Raw genomic sequence first — 18,100 nt, 5'->3', positions numbered from 1 at the left:
ACCTATTTACTTACCAACATATTTAAAAGTTAAAAGTATAACTTTTAGTCTTCCAATAATCTTTTTTCATAATCATATTTAAAGACTTCCACTTTTCTTCTTTAACCATCATAAATGAATCCTTATTTGGGTTTCTTATAAACCCTAGTTGCTCATAACACTTTATGGCTCCAACATTCCAATCAAATACATTAAGTTCGGCTTTTTCTTTTTTAAGTTCGTAAAACGCTATATTTAAAAGTTGATATATTATTCTTTTACCATAGCCCTTTCCCCTGTTTTCTTTGTCTCCAATTAAAACCCTACAAATCTTAACAGTATCAACATCTTCTGACGGAGAAATTTCTGCGTGCCCAATTACTAAATTAGTATGCTCCTCAATAACTTTAAAAGCTAATATTTCCTTATTATCAACATAGGTGTTTAATTCCTTTTCTGTTAATGGAAACTTAAATATTGATCCTGCAAATTGAACCAACATATATTCATCAGCAACCCAATTTATAAGCCTTTCAAAATCTCTTTTTTCAAATGATTGAAGTTTAACAATCTTAGGCATCATGTTTCAACTGCAAGTATTTTTCTTTGATAATTTTGCAATGATGTGAAGAATGCCCAGAAATTTTCCACCCAATAATTCTTGGAGTTAATTCTTGCTTATTACCTTTTCCAAGGTAATCAAAAGATTCTGGATTCAAAGACATAAAAAGTTGGATTGTTGAATTTCTAACGGCTATGAATTCATCTTTTATTTGCTCAAGACTTAAATTATCCGTGTTGTCCAACTTTGCATATTCATTTTCATCATAACCTGGCAGGTCGGTTTTGTCATTTTTACTAAACCTCAAAGCTCTGTAAGAATGCACTCTTTCTGAATCACAAATATGCTTCAACACTTGTTTTATAGTCCACTTTCCTTCTTCGTATCTGTGGTCGGACATTGAATTATCCAATGCATCTACCAAGTCAATAACTTCATTTTTTGAAATTATTAAAGATTCAATTAAATCTACCCCTTTCGCTATAGAAAGGAATGGACTAAAATATAATTCAGGATCTACACTATTAGGTTTTTCTATGCTTTTCATAACAAACAACTAGGTGCATTTAGTACCCGAAATCTTCTTTAATTAAGTCTGCTTTTTCTAACATTAAGTCCTTTGTAATACCTCCTACTTCATTAAGCGCATAAGCCGACTGATAGGTTCTCATGGCCTTTTTAGGCTCGCCCGTTTCCTCATAAAAACGCGCCAGGTAGTAATTCCCCAAAAGAGTCTCTGGATAAGCCTTTCTTGCCATCTTGCCAAGCTCTTCAAAATATTCAAACTCCTCAAGCTTCTCAATAGCAGCTGCAATGGCTTTAAAATCATTGACAAGAATTTGCTTATCAATCCCAAATAACTCTTCTATCGTTTGATATTTTTCCTGAAGATAGGCCACAGGCGAAGTATCTAAATTAAGAATCGTCTCTTTATATTCCTTTTTACTGATTGGCTGAAACACATAAAAAATACTCTCTATAGCTTTAGGTATAGCATGTGCAGGCACAGAATAATGCGAAGCCCCTTCAAAACTGTCAAAGTTGTACAATACACTTTTATTACCTAAATCGACCAAACTTTTGTTTAAACTCTCTACATCCTCTTTTATAAACTTTACATCATTAGAACAGGTTGCCAAATAGTAAAATACCTTCGACTGCATTGCACTTAAACGCTCAACAAGATAGTCTTGCATTTTAGGCGCCAATTCGGGGCTAACCGCCACATAACCTTGAAATATAGGCTGCGATTTAAGCAAAAAGTAGTTGATAAAATTTGCCGTCACCCCATGTCCAACGGCAACTCTGAAACTCTCAGTTCTATAAGTACGTTCAATGTATGGTATGAGCTCCATACCAACGAACTCAAAGAAACGTGCCCCTTTTTCTATAGGCAATGAATTTTGGTCGGAATAGATACAATCGTCATCACGATCACCTAATTGGTTAACACCAACAACTATAGCTTCGGGCATATCTTCCCAATACGAGTAATAATCTACATTACCGGCAACGGCTTCAAACATATAATCGCCATCAAATACAACAAATAGCGGATACTTTTTATCTTTATCGTCATGATAGCCTCTTGGCAATTGGATTTTAAGCTCGCGGGATTTCCCTAACCTAACAGATTCGATAGACTCGTATACAACCTGAGCCTCAGTTAAATTAAAAAAACAGAACAACAACAAAAAGCAGGCAATTGATTTCATGTCTAATAAATTTGAGATTTGTAATGCAAGGTATAAAATTAAGCCAACCTTTAAAAATAAAGCTTTGAAACCTTAGACGAACTAATCGGATTTTAAGCGCTTCATTCGGTTATAAACAGGCAAGTAAACTAAAGACAAACCTCCAAAAACAATAATCATTAACGTTTGCGATGCCCACATAATCCATCCAAATGCAATACTGGGGTCTTCTGCAATGCCAAAAATAGAAAACGCCAAAAAGACGGCTACTGGATACGAACCAATACCTCCATTTGTGGCTGCAATACTAAAACTTGCAGATATGAACCCTACCAACACAACACCTAACGTAATGCCCTTTAACTCGACAATCGCAAATGACGTTACATAAAACATAAGCAGATACATAGCCCAAATAAACAGGGTATGAAATATAAAAGGCCACTTCTTTTTCATCTTAAAAACACTTAAAACACCTTCTACCAAACCATTTACAAAGCCCCGTATTTTAACTGCTATTTTTGAATCACCTGTCTTTATATACCGCAAAAATAAAACTATTGAAACAGTAAGCAAAATAGCCACTACACCTATTTTTATTGGGTTAAATCTTTCATTAAAAAAATTATAAATAAAATCGAACTGAAGAAATAGAGCCACCACAATAATAATGAACATAACCATTAAATCGGCAATGCGTTCGGCAACAATGGTTCCAAATCCTTTTTCGAAAGGCACCTCCTCGTAATTCGTTAATATAGACGCTCTTGCTACTTCTCCAGCCCGTGGAATTGTATAGTTTATTAAATAGGCTGCAAAAACTGCCATCACACTGTTTCCTAATCTAATCTTATACCCCATTGGCTCCAACATAAATAACCAACGGTACGCTCTCGACAAATGACTAAGAAACCCAAAAAACACACCTAAAACGATCCATTTATAATCGGCTTTTTTTAGATATACGTACAATTCTTCCAACGAAACCTTAGATAGGGAATACCACACTAAAAAAACGCCCAAAAGTAATGGGAGTATAATTTTTAATGTTCTTTTTATCTTCGGATTCAAAAAATTATTTTAACAAATTTGTCGCTTCATCTGGGAAGACCAGAGACGGCTTAAACACCTTAGCCTTTTCAATATCCATAAATGCATAGGTTATTAAAATTAAGGTATCTCCAACCGAAACTTTTCTTGCTGCTGCCCCATTAAGTGTTATTTCCCCACTATTTCGAGGTCCAGGTATACAGTACGTTTCCAAGCGCTCTCCATTGTCGTTATTGACAATTTGAACCTTTTCTCCTTGAATAATATTGGCTGCATCCATCAAATCCTCATCAATAGTAATACTACCAATGTAATTCAACTCCGCTCCAGTACATTTTACTCTGTGAATCTTAGATTTTACTACTTGAATTTGCATATGGCAAAGATAATTAATTTAAAGCGATATTATCTATTAGTCTAATATCATCAGCATATACCGCTATAAAGGCTCTGTATGATTTTTTACTTGTTTTTTCATCTACTGGTTTTAAAGTATTTGTATCGGCCACAACAAAATACTCCAACCTCAACAACTCATGGCTAGAAAACTGATTTTCAACCCATTCTACCACCTCACTAACACTTTTTATGCCAAATTTATCCTTGGCAGCCATTAAAGTCTCATATATAAAAGGCGCTGCTTCCCTGTACTCCGGCTTTAGCCTCGTATTACGAGAGCTCATGGCCAAGCCATTAGCCTCACGATATATTTCACAACCAATTACGGTAACGGGAATATTGTATTTTTCAACCAGCTTATTTATTATTTGCAACTGCTGGAAGTCTTTCTCTCCAAAATAGGCTTTATGAGGCTTTATAATTTCAAAAAAACGTTTTACAATGGTTCCAACACCGTCAAAATGTCCTGATCTAAATTTACCTTCCATTTCATACTCCAGTCCATCGAAATCAAATTTTTGGGACATGGTATTACCTTCATAAATATCCTCTACACTAGGGGCATAGACTAAAATGCGTTCACTATCAACTTCCTCCAACAATGCAACGTCGTGCTTTAAAGTCCTAGGATATTTTTCTAAATCGTCTATATTGTCAAACTGTGTAGGGTTTACAAAAACACTCACAACAACCATATCGTTATCACCCAAAGCCTTTCTCACTAAAGCCAAATGGCCTTCATGCAAAGCTCCCATGGTAGGCACCAACCCAATTGTTTGCCTCTTAGCCTTTAACGAACTAACAACATTGCTAATATGCTGTTTCTCTGAGTAAACTTCCACTTTTTAATAAAAAATTAACGGGTGCAAACTTAATATATTAAGGTGACTCTGCATAAAATTTTGTACTTTTGCGTGTTTTTTATTGAGAATTTTACTGAATCGACGCATTTATGTAACATGTAAAATAGTATGAATTCGAAAAAAATAAATAGAAAAACATGTTACATACGACAATAAAAGTCAACAAAATCTAACATATGAAAGATAAGAGGATATTATACGTATCATCTGAAGTAGTTCCTTATTTACCTGAAACCGAAATTTCATCTATGTCGTTTGAAGCGCCTAGATTGGTAAATCAACAAGGGGGCCAAATAAGGATATTTATGCCTCGATACGGAAATATTAATGAACGTAGACACCAACTGCATGAAGTCATAAGACTATCAGGCATCAACTTAGTGATCAACGATTTAGACATGCCCTTAATCATTAAAGTAGCTTCAATTCCCAAGGAACGCATTCAGGTTTATTTTATTGACAATGACGAGTACTTCAAAAGAAAAGCAACTTTAACCGATGAAGATGGCTCTTTGTTTTCCGATAATGACGAACGTGCTATTTTCTTTGCCAAAGGTGTAATAGAGACCGTAAAGAAACTAAACTGGGCACCAGACGTTATCCATATCCATGGTTGGTTGGCTTCCTTACTACCACTTTATCTCAAGGAATACTATAATGGCGAGCCTTTGTTTAATGAAAGCAAAATTGTCACCTCTATATACAATCAAAGTTTTGAAGACACGTTAAACAAGGACATGTTTAACAAAATTAAATTTGATAATATTGACGAAACAGCTTTTAAAGATTTAACAGAACCATCGTATAACAACTTAATGAAAGTTGCTATTGACTATTCTGATGCCTTAACAATTGGCTCGGAAGTTATTCCAGACACTCTAAAAACCTATTTAGAAACATCTAAAAAACCTGTTTTGGAATACAAAAGCCAAGATGAATTTGGCGACGCTTATACAGATTTTTTAAACACTCAAGTTTTGAGCTAAGCCCATTTTTGCGATACTTTTAAAATATGAAACGAATATTAATAAAATTTAAGCATTTTTTCACAAAAGGAAATGTTTAAAATTTTTAATGAGAGAACGAGTGTAAGGAGTGGTTGCACACGTTCTTAATTTTATAATTACAATAAAATCAATTAATTACTAAAATTTAAACGTGTGAAAAAGACATTTAAAGCCCTTAAATTTACCTGCTTGTCACTCTTTACAGCATTGTGTTTTATAGCTTGTGATAAAGAATTTGTTAATATAAAAAGCAATGTTATTGGAGAAGAAAATGCAAATTTCGATGCAGACAACGATACTATCCCCATACTTGCTTATAACAAAAAACTCAGTGCGTTACAGATAAATAATTTATCTGCTAACCTGTTGGGATTTTATAACGATCTTGCCTACGGGCAGACTACTGCGAGTATTATTACCCAAGTAGTTCCCAATTCCTTTAACCCTGATTTTGGAGAGAACCCAGAAATTGAATCGGTTATTTTAAGGATTCCTTACTTTAGTAAACCCGATGGCACGGACGAAGAAGGCAATACTACATACAGCATTAAAGACTCTTTGTTTGGCGATGCAAACGCTCCCATCAAACTATTAGTTTACCAAAACAACTATTTCTTAAGAGACTTTAATCCAGATTCGGAAGGGGCACAAAACTATTTTTCAAATGGAAATAACGGTAATGGAGCAGATGATTTTGCACTTACGGAAAACGCAACTATTAATTTTGACGAGCACAAAGGAGAGCTTCTATATGAAAATGAAAACTTCACCCCAAGCAGTGAGGTAATTGTAGTAACAACTGGAGAAGGAGATGACGAAACTTCCGAAAGACTAACTCCTTCAATACGCGTTCCTTTAAAGAATGAGTTTTGGAAAACACTAATACTTGACAAAGAAGGCCAACCAGAATTAAGCAATCCCAATAACTTTAAAAATCATTTCAGGGGTCTTTACATAAAAGCAGAAGCCATAGATAACAATGGTAACATGGTGCTTTTAGACTTAGGGTCAACCGACAGCAGCATTACCATTAATTACACTAAAGACTCTACAGTAGAAGGCGAAAGAGTTGATGCCACTTATGTCTTAAAGTTTTCAGAAAATCGCTTGAACACGATTATTAATAAATACGATCAGGTTACACTAACCAATGGCAATACAGAAACAGGGGATGATACGCTTTATTTAAAAGGTGCAGAAGGCAGCATGGCTGTGGTTGATTTATTTAGCGGCGACGTGGAATATGAAGACGAAGATGGAAACACTTCTATTATTCCGGCTTTAGAAGCCTTTAAAAAGACCTATAGAGAATTAGATGAAAACGGCGATTATATTAAAGAGAATGACGACTACTTATTAAAAAGATTGATCAACGACGTACAACTGGTTATTTATGAAGATGAAACCATGCCGACACCTCCACCTGTTGACGGTAAAGATTACCATCATGCCGATAGAATTTATGCTTACGACGTAAAAAACAATATGCCCATTATAGATTATCTTATAGATCCTACCGAAAATAAAGCCGATCCGTTTAACTCCAGAGTTATTAGCTTAGGACAACGTCGTAAAGACAACAATGGAAACGCAAAATATAAAATCCACGTAACCGAACATATAAAAAACATCTTATTAAGAGACTCTACCAATACAAAAATAGGTTTAGTACTCTCTACAAATGTAAATGTAAGCCAAAATGCAAAAATTCTAAACAGTGAGGATGATGTAACAAACATCCCTGCAGCAGCCATTTTAACACCTAGAGGCACTATTTTACACGGAACCAAAGAAAGTGTCCCTCAAGATAAAAGAATGCGATTAGAAATCTTTTTTACAAAACCCAAATAAAAATACAACTTACTTATGTGTGGAATTGTTGGATACATAGGTCACAGAGAGGCCTACCCTATCATTATTGAAGGCTTGAAACGTTTAGAATACCGCGGTTACGACAGTGCCGGCATCGCTTTGTTTGATGGCTCGGATCTTAAGATATCAAAAACCAAAGGTAAAGTAGCCGACTTAGAAAACCGTTCGAACGAAACAATAAGCACGAATGGCCACATAGGTATAGGACATACCCGATGGGCAACCCATGGTATTCCTAACGATGTTAATTCCCATCCACACAGTTCCAACACAGGAGAACTGGCTATTATCCATAATGGCATTATAGAAAATTACGAATCCCTAAAAAAAGAGCTAATCTCCAGAGGTTACACTTTTCAATCGGACACAGATACAGAAGTACTTGTTAACCTCATTGAAGATGTTAAACAAAAGGAAAACGTCAAGCTTGGTAAAGCCGTTCAAATAGCCCTAAACCAAGTAATAGGCGCCTATGCCATTGCTGTATTCGATAAAAGCAGACCAGAAGAAGTTGTCGTAGCCCGTTTAGGTAGTCCGTTAGCGATAGGCATTGGTGATAATGAATTTTTTATTGCCAGTGACGCCTCACCTTTTATAGAATATACTAAAAATGCCATTTATTTAGAAGATGAAGAAATGGCCATTGTTAGAATAGGCAAAGACATAAAAGTTCGAAAAATAAAAGACGACTCCTTAGTGGATCCTTATATACAAGAACTACAGATTAACCTTGAGCAAATAGAAAAGGGAGGCTATGACCACTTTATGCTTAAGGAAATACACGAGCAGCCTAAAGCTATAACCGACACCTATAGAGGACGCCTTTTAAGGAATGAAGCCCTTATAAAAATGGCAGGCATTGAAGATAACCTGAACAAATTGCTAAATGCCAACCGCATCATTATTGTTGCTTGTGGTACGTCTTGGCATGCAGGATTGGTAGCTGAATATATTTTTGAAGATTTGGCAAGAATCCCTGTTGAAGTCGAATATGCATCAGAGTTTAGATACCGAAACCCTGTTATTACAGAAAACGACGTTCTTATCGCCATTTCCCAGTCGGGCGAAACAGCCGATACGCTTGCTGCCATAAAATTAGCTAAGTCTAAAGGTGCCTTTGTGTTTGGTGTTTGTAATGTTGTTGGCTCTTCTATTGCTAGAGAAACCCATGCAGGAGCTTACACCCATGCTGGCCCCGAAATTGGAGTTGCTTCAACTAAGGCATTTACAACCCAAGTTACAGTTTTAACCTTAATGGCATTACGCCTCGCCAAAGCTAAAGGCTCTATTTCCAACTCCGATTTTCATCGTCATTTGTTAGAGTTAGAACTCATTCCACAGCATGTAGAAAACGTGTTAAAATCGGACAGTCATATCAAATCAATTGCCAACACCTACAAACATTCCAACAACTGCCTCTATTTAGGAAGAGGCTATAATTTCCCTGTTGCCTTAGAAGGCGCTTTAAAACTTAAAGAAATCTCTTATATACATGCTGAAGGATACCCTGCTGCCGAAATGAAGCACGGTCCGATTGCTCTTATTGATGAAAACATGCCTATTGTTGTAATAGCAACAAAAAAAGGACACTACGAAAAAGTTGTGAGCAACATACAGGAGATCAAATCCCGTAAAGGGAAAATCATTGCTATTGTTACCCAGGGAGACACAACGGTTAAAGCGCTTGCGGACCATGTAATTGAAGTCCCTGAAACCTTGGAAGCACTATCCCCTTTGTTAAATACGATTCCGCTTCAGCTATTATCTTACCACATAGCAGTGCTATTGGGCAAGAATGTAGATCAGCCTCGTAATTTGGCAAAGTCTGTTACCGTAGAGTAGTTTAGTTCCAAGCATACACAAATTATTTTTAAGTTAAGTTATCTATAAACGTAAACAATATCTTACTTTTTGTATTTTTGTTAACGCAAACTAATTGATTTATATCAATTTTACTATGCGCGCATAATTTTTTTTATATTTTTATATGCACTATTAAGTGTACATCATTTTTTTGAAATTGACTAATTCTATAATAAATGAAAACAATTCTCCCAATTTTAGCATTTTTTTTTAGCGGATTTTGCTTGTCGCAAACTACCGTAAAAGGTTCTGTTGTCGACGACAACAACCAACCAATTCCCGGTGTTAATATCGTAATAATTGGAACCTCAACAGGTACTGTTTCGGATTTTGACGGAAACTTTATACTTACAACAAATGAAACCCCTCCCTTTTCAGTTCAAGCAAGTAGTGTTGGATTCGAAACTGCAATTCAAGAAGTAACCGCAAATAACCAGACTGTGGATTTCATATTAAATGAAGGAAACAAACTTGATGAAATAGTTATTTCGGCATCAAGAACACCAGAAAGTGTTAGAGAATCTCCTGTAACTATTGAACGGTTCGACATTAAAGATATTAAATTTGCTTCCTCACCCAACTTCTATACAAGTTTAGAAAACTTAAAAGGTGTAGATGTTCATCAAGGCAGTTTAACTTTTAACTCAGTAAATACACGAGGATTTGCAACCTATGCCAATACCCGTTTTGTTCAGTTAGTAGACGGCATGGATAATGCATTGCCCGGATTAAACTTTGCATTAGGCAACATTCTTGGTCTTAGTGAGCTTGATATTAATAGTGTTGAAATATTACCAGGAGCTTCTTCTGCTCTTTATGGTGCCAATGCCTTTAATGGTATTCTATTTATGACTAGCAAGAACCCTTTTGATTATCATGGCGTAAGTGCCTACTATAAAACAGGATTGACCGTACAGGACGAAGCAGGTGACAATCAATTTCACGATTTTGGCGTTCGAGCAGCACATGTTTTTAGTGATAAATTTGCCGCAAAAGCTTCATTCTCTTATATGAGAGGTACCGATTGGTATGCTTCAGACAACAACCAATATACATTGGGACCTGTTGGGACTGCAGATGCCATACAACCTTTTAGGTCGGGACCAGCGCATGACGGACTAAACATATATGGAGACGAAGTCTCTTTAGCAGCCAATGGCCTTAACTTAAACCAAGTGGCTCAACAATTGGAAGCTGGAGGCATACTCCCTCCTGGTGCCAGTATGTTAGTTCCAGAAGTTAATGTTGCCCGCACCGGATACAGAGAATCCGATTTAACAGACTATAAGGCAGAAAGTATAAAAGCATATTTCACTCTAAACTACAGACCCTTTGGCGACAACACAGAAATTGTTTTAAGCTCAAAAATAGGTAAAGGCTCTTCTATTTACCAAGGTGCAAATAGATATGCTATTAAGGACTTTGATTTACAGCAGCACAAATTAGAGTTTAAAGGTGATAACTTTTTTCTAAGAGGTTACACAACAATTGAAAACGCGGGTAACTCATACGATATGCGTTTTACTGGTATTAACATGAATAAGGTTGGGGCTACTCAGTGGTTTGGAGCTTACGCCGCTGCTTATGCACAAGGGGCTGGACAAATACTTGCCGGAGGCGGGAACCCAAATGACCCCGCTACACAATCCCAAATCCATGCTGGCGCAAGGGTTTTTGCAGACACAAACTTTACGCCACAACCGGGAAGTCCCGAATTTAAAGCACTTTTCAACAAGGTAACTTCTGATCCCGATGTAACCACTGGTTCGAAATTAGTAGACAACACCAAAATGCATATTGGAGAAGGCAACTACAACTTTAAAGACCTGTTAAACAATGTTATGGATTTACAAATTGGAGGTTCTTATAGAGAATATTCGTTAAACTCAAGCGGTAGTGTCTTCACAGATTATGATGGATCTATAGATTACCATGAATATGGTGCTTATATTCAAGGTATAAAAAAATTAATGGACGATCGGTTAAAAATTACAGCCTCACTTCGTCTTGACAAAAATGAATTTTTTGACCCAAGGCATTCACCAAGGCTTTCTTTAGGATATTCAGCAGGTGAGAACAAAGAACATAACTTTAGAGCATCCTTCCAAACAGGTTTTAGAAACCCACACACACAAGCGCTATTTATTGGCTTTGATGTAAGCAGGGCTATTTTGGTAGGTGCTGCTCCAGACAATCTAGACAGAGACTTGCCTAATACAGATTTAACGGGAAGAGATGCCTACTTTAATTCTTACACCCTGTCTTCTGTACTTGCTTTTCAGGCGAGTGGTGGCACAACACAATTAATGCCTGTACGTGGTACTGGTATAACACCATTGGTAGAACAAGAAAAAGTTACCGCTTTTGATGTTGGATATCGTGGTAAACTGGGAATTTTTACCGTAGATTTTAATGCTTACTACAGTACCTATAACAATTTTATAGCAGAAAAACTTGTTGTTACTCCAAAAACGGGATCTGTGAATGATGCGACTGGTGTACTGGATGTTGCAGGAGGAAATGTTCAAATTTTCAACGTATTTACAAACTCATCAGCAGATGTTAATTCTTACGGAGGTGTTGTAGGTCTTTCAACAAAAATAGCCAAAGACTACGATTTTGGAGTTAACTATACTTATGCCAAACTAGATTTCGACCAAGCTTCAGATCCTGATTTTAGTGCTGGATTCAATACACCAGAACACAAAATAAAAGTGTCTCTAGGAAACTCCCAATTATTCAAAAATTTTGGTTTTAACATTAACGCTCGCTGGAGCGATGAATACTTATGGCAAGCAAGTATCGCCAATGCGGTCATTCCATCGAGAACAGTTGTTGATGCTCAAATAAACTATACAATACCATCTATGAAGTCGGTATTTAAAGTTGGAGGAACTAATTTAGGAGGAAAAGAATTTCAAAGCGCAATAGGTTCGCCGTTTATTGGCTCTCAATATTTTATTTCCTGGACGATCAACAATTAACTTAATTTTCTCTAATTAATTAACAATCATAAAACGCCTTGAATTTCAAGGTGTTTTTTTATATCAAAAAAGCTTTAAAACAACTTTCTTTTTAAATTAAAAAATATATCTTTGCACGCGAAAACCAAAACTGTTTTCGTACAATTAAATTGCATAATATTAAACACATAAGTAATGTCTAAAGTTACAGGTAAAGTTGCACAAATAGTAGGTCCGGTTATCGATGTTGAATTCGGCTCTGGTTCTGAACTTCCAAAAATTTACGATTCATTAGAAATTAAAAGACCCGACGGTTCTGTTCTAGTACTAGAAGTACAATCTCATATTGGTGAGGATACTGTTCGTACTATCGCTATGGACTCATCTGATGGTTTGAGTAGAGGCACCGAAGTTACAGCAACTGGTGCGCCTATACAAATGCCTATTGGTGATGATATTTACGGTCGTTTGTTTAATGTTATTGGAGATGCTATTGATGGTCTTGGAAATTTACCAAAAGCTGGAGAAGCTGGTTTACCAATTCACCGTCAAGCTCCTAAATTTGAAGACTTATCAACTTCAACAGAAGTTTTATTTACAGGTATTAAAGTAATCGACCTTATTGAGCCTTATGCTAAAGGAGGTAAAATTGGATTATTTGGTGGTGCTGGAGTAGGTAAAACAGTATTAATTCAAGAGTTGATCAACAATATTGCAAAAGGTCACGGTGGTTTATCTGTATTTGCAGGTGTTGGAGAAAGAACGCGTGAAGGAAATGACCTTTTAAGAGAAATGCTTGAGTCGGGTATTATTAGATATGGTGATGACTTTATGCACTCTATGGAAGAAGGCGGATGGGATTTATCTAAAGTTGATAAATCTAAGATGAAAGATTCGAAAGCTACTTTCGTATTCGGACAAATGAACGAACCTCCTGGAGCACGTGCACGTGTAGCCCTATCTGGTTTAACAATTGCGGAATATTTCCGTGATGGTGCTGGAGACGGACAAGGAAAAGATGTTCTTTTCTTCGTAGATAACATTTTCCGTTTTACACAAGCAGGATCTGAGGTATCGGCATTATTAGGACGTATGCCTTCTGCGGTAGGATACCAACCTACGTTGGCAACAGAGATGGGTGCTATGCAGGAACGTATTACTTCTACCAAAAAAGGTTCGATTACATCTGTACAAGCGGTTTATGTACCTGCTGATGATTTAACCGACCCTGCACCGGCAACAACATTTGCTCACTTAGATGCTACAACAGTATTATCCCGTAAAATTGCCGAGCTCGGTATTTATCCTGCGGTAGATCCGTTAGATTCTACCTCTCGTATTTTAACTGCCGATATCTTAGGAAATGAGCATTACGATTGCGCACAACGCGTAAAAGAGTTATTGCAACGTTATAAAGAACTACAAGACATTATCGCTATCCTTGGTATGGAAGAGCTTTCTGAAGAGGATAAAATGGCTGTAGGTCGTGCGAGACGTGTGCAACGTTTCTTATCGCAACCTTTCCACGTTGCAGAGCAATTTACAGGTATCCCAGGAGTATTAGTAGATATTAAAGAAACGATAAAAGGATTTAACATGATTATGGACGGTGAATTAGATCACTTACCTGAAGCAGCGTTTAACCTTAAAGGAACTATCGAAGAAGCTATTGAGGCTGGAGAAAAAATGTTAGCTGAAGCTTAAAATAGTATACAGTTTGCAGTAGCAGTTTGCAGTAATGCAACTGTGTACTGATACTGAATACTTAATACTGATAAAATATGTATTTAGAAATTGTATCACCAGAAGCAACTTTATTTAGTTCGGAAGTAGATTCTCTGGTTGTCCCTGGAGTTAATGGCGAGTTTGAAATGTTAAATAATCACGCTCCCATTGTATCGCTTCTAAAATCAGGAACAATTAAAATAAAAACGCACAATCAAAGTCATTTGGAGTTTGACGATTTACATGCAAGATTAGTTCCTCTTAAAGAGGACAAAAAAATATTGACGGTTAAGATCGATTCTGGAACCATTGAGATGAAAGATAATAAAGTTATTGTTTTAGCCGACTAAAATTTTAAACATAGAATATAAAAAATCGTCTAGAAATAACTTTCTAGACGATTTTCTTTTTTTGGCCACCCAGACTTATTTCACATCAAGTTTAACCGTTTAAAAAGCACCTCTTTATAACGGTTACCAATGGCTATTTTTTGACCATCAATGTAAACATGGTTGTTTTCAATTTTATTAATTTCAGAAATATTAACCATAAAGGATTGATGCACTCTTACAAACTGTGATGCCGGTAATTTAGCAACTAACTCCATAAAGGTCATACGCGGTGAAAACACCTTGTCTTTAGTAGTAATATCTAAATAATTACCAGCTCCTTTAACAAATAAAATAGTTTCAAATTCAACTTTTATGTTTTTAAAGCCATCTCTTATAAAAAAGAATTGATTTTGTTGCTTTAAACTCGCTAAACGCGCTTCCACTTTATGGATTGCTATCTGAAAACGATCAAATTCAAACGGTTTTAATAGATAATCAACCGCATTGTAAGCATAGCTGTCCACAGCAAACTCACTATAGGCTGTGGTAAAAACAATCTGGGGCTTAGATTGTAAACCATCCAGTAATTCCAGACCGGACATGTGCGGCATATTGATATCCAAGAACATCAAGTCGACAGGGTTTTGCCTTAAGAATTGTAGAGCATCCCGCGCATTGTAAAAATGGGCAATAAGCTCTAAACTATCAATTTTTGACACATGGTGTTGAATGACCTGTACGGCCTTGGGTTCGTCGTCTATGGCAATGGCTGTTATCATTAGTTGTTCATTTGTCATTGCGAGGAGGAACGACGCGGCAATCTCTGGCATAAGCTTCATATCTAACAGATTACTTCAGTCGTCCCTCCTTCGTAATGACGTTTATATTTTTGGTTAAACATTATTTTGTTTTAATACTAATTTTCACAGAAAATACATTACTCTCTTTAACCAATTCAAAAGTATGCTTTTTGGGATAAACCAACCCCAGGCGTTGTCGGGCATTTTTAATGCCAATACCAAAACCTTGTTCTTTATAATAGGTTTTAAAAGCATCATTATAACTGTTTACACATTCGAAATTAATGGTATTTTCATTACAAATAACCGATACTTTTAAAGATGATGGCGCAGATGGATCTATTCCATATTTAAACGCATTTTCCACAAAGGGAATCAACAACCCCGGACTTATTTCATGATTTTCTATATTGGTAAATTGGGTGTCTATTTGCGGTTCTACGGCACAACGCAGCTTTTGAATAGCAATATAATCTTTTAAATAGCCTATTTCATGTTCCAACGGAATAAAAGCTTTATTAATATCTTCTTGCATATACCTTATTAGACTTGCCAACTTTGCAGTGCTTTCAGCAGTTCTATCTGCCTTTTCCTCCAGAGCAGTCGCATACAAAGTGTTTAAGGTATTAAACAAAAAATGCGGATTGACCTGTGATTTTAAGAGTTGGAGTTCGGAGTCTTTGGCTCCGAGTTTTATATCCTGGTTTTTGATTTTAATTCTGATGTACCCGTAAATAAATGATATTAAAAAAATTGGAGCTAAAAGAATAACAATCATTCTAAAGGCATGAGAAGGTGATAAAAAAGTTCTATCTACAAACTCTTTCCCTAATGAATTTGAAGCAAGATAAAGAATTAAAAAAAACATACTGTACAACATCAAAAACCATAAAAGTGAAGCGGCTAAAAACTTTTGTTTCTTTTTATCCTTAATCAAAATAGGTGTGATAAAAAAAGTATTGATATAGAAAAAAATTATAAAAGCTGTAATATATAGTACTTCTTCACTACTGTCTCCTTGGGGCATAATGGAAGTATATGTTATAATCAAAATAACAACGGTGATATTAACTGTCCTTTCAATATTCTCTTTAAAAAAAGAAGCTTTTAATTTTTCCCAATCCATAACAAACATGAAATATAACCACGATAAAACTCCCATCGGTATGATGGTCATAAATGAACGAAACGTGTAGTCAAAGTCTAGGTATTTCAGTGGTATACTTGAAAAAATGTCTTTGAAGTAAGTTACTCCACTTAAAGATAAAGCTCTTAACCAGCCTAGGGTAAAGGAATAAACGATCAAAAAAACAACAGCTAAAATAACATATTTCTTCCAATTTTTAACTAATAAAGGGAATAGTATAAATGCCAAAAAATAAATTGCCATATTAAACACTAATGTTGCAATTAAGTTTATACATAAAGGACTTGCTTCCTCTGTTCTTTCACAACCTTCAAGTGTTACAACAATACTCATAATTGTAGCAGCAATAGCTATTAGATGAATTGCAATCTTATACTTGGGTCTAAAAAATGTTGAGATATCCATAAGTTTATAATTTTAAAGCAAACCTATAGTCCCTTTAAGACTTAAAAAAAACTATGTTACAATTTAGCCTATTGGCGTTATAAAACGAACTTTTAAAGTTAAATTTATAAGACAACGCTACACGTTTATTAGGCATAATACTTACTTTTGCTAAAAATTTATCTGAGTATGAGCGCAACAAGACATAACTGGACCAAAGAAGAAATTCTGGAAATATACAACAAACCTTTTATGGAATTGCTTTACGAAGCAGCAACCGTACACAGGCTACACCACGACCCTAATGTGGTCCAAGTAAGTACTTTATTGTCCATTAAAACCGGTGGCTGTTCGGAAGACTGTGGGTATTGTCCGCAAGCAGCGCGTTACCATACCAATATTGAAGGTAACGACCTCATGTCTCTACAACAAGTAAAAGCCCAGGCCCTACGTGCCAAAGAAAGTGGAAGTTCCCGTGTATGTATGGGAGCGGCTTGGCGTAATGTAAAAGATGGTGAAGAGTTCGATCAGGTACTCGAAATGGTACGCTCCATTAACAAATTGGATATGGAAGTATGCTGTACATTGGGCATGCTTACAGAGAACCAGGCCAAACGTTTGGCCGAGGCCGGACTGTATGCTTATAACCACAACTTAGATTCATCGGAAGAATATTATAAAGAAGTTATCTCCACGCGAGGGTATCAAGATCGTTTGGATACTATCGACAACGTACGCAAAACAAATGTAACGGTTTGCAGTGGTGGTATTATTGGTATGGGAGAAAAAACAGAAGACCGCGCTGGCATGCTAGTTGCTTTGTCAACCTTAAACCCACAACCAGAATCGGTACCCATTAATGCTTTGGTTGCAGTAGAAGGAACACCTTTAGAAGACCAGGAACCGGTATCTATTTGGGACATGGTACGCATGGTAGCTACCACGCGTATTGTTATGCCAGAAACACAGGTAAGATTGAGCGCCGGACGTACCCAAATGACCCGTGAGGGACAGGCTATGTGCTTTTTTGCTGGTGCTAACTCCATCTTTGCAGGCGATAAACTGTTAACAACACCTAATCCTGATGTTAACGAAGACATGAAAATGTTTGAGTTATTAGGTTTGAATCCGCAAAAACCTTTTACAAAGAAAGTGCAACCACAAACAATAGAGGCCAACGATTCTCAATACCAAGCTCTGGGTGAAAAACCTAAATGGACACGCCCAGATCATACCATTGAGCGTAATGAACTTGCAAAAGAGAAAGCAAAAGCAATTAAGTAAATGTGTGTTCAATAAGGCAAGAATCTTATTGATTTAAACAGAATTACTTTTTTGCGTTAGGGATTGCAGTGACATCCTTTTAATTGGTAGCTGAAGTTCTCGAAGCTGCCAATTAAAAGATATAACGGAAAGCCCGACCTAAAAGGGAACGCCAAAATACTATTTTAAATTACATA

General features: G+C 36.3%; 15 protein-coding genes. 7 read left to right on the top strand and 8 right to left on the bottom strand.

The features are described from left to right. Nucleotides 1-22: 22 nt before the first annotated feature. From JF259_RS05575 to panC, 6 genes are all read right to left on the bottom strand, one after another. Nucleotides 23-562: a GNAT family N-acetyltransferase gene (locus JF259_RS05575; protein WP_199114322.1), complete on the bottom strand. Its 540-nt coding sequence runs from the start codon at nt 560-562 to the stop codon at nt 23-25. Next, nucleotides 552-1,088 (bottom strand): DinB family protein, encoded by a 537-nt coding sequence (locus JF259_RS05570; RefSeq protein ID WP_199114321.1) that lies wholly within the window; start codon nt 1,086-1,088, stop codon nt 552-554. Before JF259_RS05570 ends, JF259_RS05575 begins: the two co-directional genes overlap by 11 nt. 19 nt (nt 1,089-1,107) lie before the next feature. Then, nucleotides 1,108-2,256, bottom strand: coding sequence for an alpha/beta hydrolase (locus JF259_RS05565; RefSeq protein WP_199114320.1), 1,149 nt, complete (start codon nt 2,254-2,256; stop codon nt 1,108-1,110). 81 nt (nt 2,257-2,337) lie between these two features. Further along, a complete protein-coding gene (locus JF259_RS05560; RefSeq protein ID WP_199114319.1) occupies nt 2,338-3,306 on the bottom strand; it encodes a lysylphosphatidylglycerol synthase transmembrane domain-containing protein in 969 nt (322 codons plus the stop codon). Nucleotides 3,307-3,310: 4 nt separating this feature from the next. Next, nucleotides 3,311-3,661: an aspartate 1-decarboxylase gene (panD, locus tag JF259_RS05555; protein WP_072400238.1), complete on the bottom strand. Its 351-nt coding sequence runs from the start codon at nt 3,659-3,661 to the stop codon at nt 3,311-3,313. Between the two features lie 13 nt (nt 3,662-3,674). Continuing rightward, entirely contained in the window at nt 3,675-4,526 is an 852-nt protein-coding gene (gene panC / locus JF259_RS05550) for a pantoate--beta-alanine ligase (protein ID WP_199114318.1), read from the bottom strand. Between the two features lie 197 nt (nt 4,527-4,723). Between panC and JF259_RS05545 the strand changes: the two genes are divergently transcribed. The 6 genes from JF259_RS05545 (at nt 4,724) to JF259_RS05520 (ending at nt 14,327) form a co-directional block, all read left to right on the top strand. Further along, nucleotides 4,724-5,533, top strand: a complete 810-nt coding sequence (locus JF259_RS05545; RefSeq protein WP_199114317.1) for a glycogen/starch synthase — start codon at nt 4,724-4,726, stop codon at nt 5,531-5,533. A 174-nt stretch (nt 5,534-5,707) separates the two neighbouring features. After that, on the top strand, nt 5,708-7,405 hold the full coding sequence (locus JF259_RS05540; protein ID WP_199114316.1) for a DUF4270 domain-containing protein: 1,698 nt from the start codon (nt 5,708-5,710) through the stop codon (nt 7,403-7,405). 15 nt (nt 7,406-7,420) lie between these two features. After that, the gene (gene glmS, locus JF259_RS05535; RefSeq protein ID WP_199114315.1) at nt 7,421-9,268 is read left to right on the top strand and encodes a glutamine--fructose-6-phosphate transaminase (isomerizing); all 1,848 of its coding nucleotides are present in this window, start codon (nt 7,421-7,423) and stop codon (nt 9,266-9,268) included. Between the two features lie 197 nt (nt 9,269-9,465). After that, nucleotides 9,466-12,273: a TonB-dependent receptor gene (locus JF259_RS05530; protein WP_199114314.1), complete on the top strand. Its 2,808-nt coding sequence runs from the start codon at nt 9,466-9,468 to the stop codon at nt 12,271-12,273. 174 nt (nt 12,274-12,447) lie between these two features. After that, complete coding sequence (gene atpD, locus JF259_RS05525; protein WP_199114311.1) at nt 12,448-13,956, top strand: F0F1 ATP synthase subunit beta; 1,509 nt, start codon at nt 12,448-12,450, stop codon at nt 13,954-13,956. A 77-nt stretch (nt 13,957-14,033) separates the two neighbouring features. Continuing rightward, complete coding sequence (locus JF259_RS05520; RefSeq protein ID WP_199114308.1) at nt 14,034-14,327, top strand: F0F1 ATP synthase subunit epsilon; 294 nt, start codon at nt 14,034-14,036, stop codon at nt 14,325-14,327. An 80-nt stretch (nt 14,328-14,407) separates the two neighbouring features. On the opposite strand, the gene JF259_RS05515 is transcribed toward JF259_RS05520, so the two are convergent. After that, nucleotides 14,408-15,088: a LytR/AlgR family response regulator transcription factor gene (locus JF259_RS05515; RefSeq protein WP_199114306.1), complete on the bottom strand. Its 681-nt coding sequence runs from the start codon at nt 15,086-15,088 to the stop codon at nt 14,408-14,410. Nucleotides 15,089-15,209: 121 nt separating this feature from the next. Next, nucleotides 15,210-16,661, bottom strand: a complete 1,452-nt coding sequence (locus JF259_RS05510) for a sensor histidine kinase (protein WP_199114304.1) — start codon at nt 16,659-16,661, stop codon at nt 15,210-15,212. A gap of 168 nt (nt 16,662-16,829) precedes the next feature. Here JF259_RS05510 and bioB point away from each other — a divergent pair, with 168 nt between their 5' ends. Next, nucleotides 16,830-17,924, top strand: a complete 1,095-nt coding sequence (gene bioB, locus JF259_RS05505; RefSeq protein WP_199114302.1) for a biotin synthase BioB — start codon at nt 16,830-16,832, stop codon at nt 17,922-17,924. The last annotated feature ends 176 nt before the right edge of the window (nt 17,925-18,100 follow it).

Origin of the sequence: Snuella sedimenti, assembly GCF_016428595.1 — a bacterium.
GTDB lineage: Bacteria > Bacteroidota > Bacteroidia > Flavobacteriales > Flavobacteriaceae > Snuella > Snuella sedimenti.
Note: the sequence above shows the minus strand (reverse complement) of the source record. Positions and strands in the feature narration are given on the sequence as shown.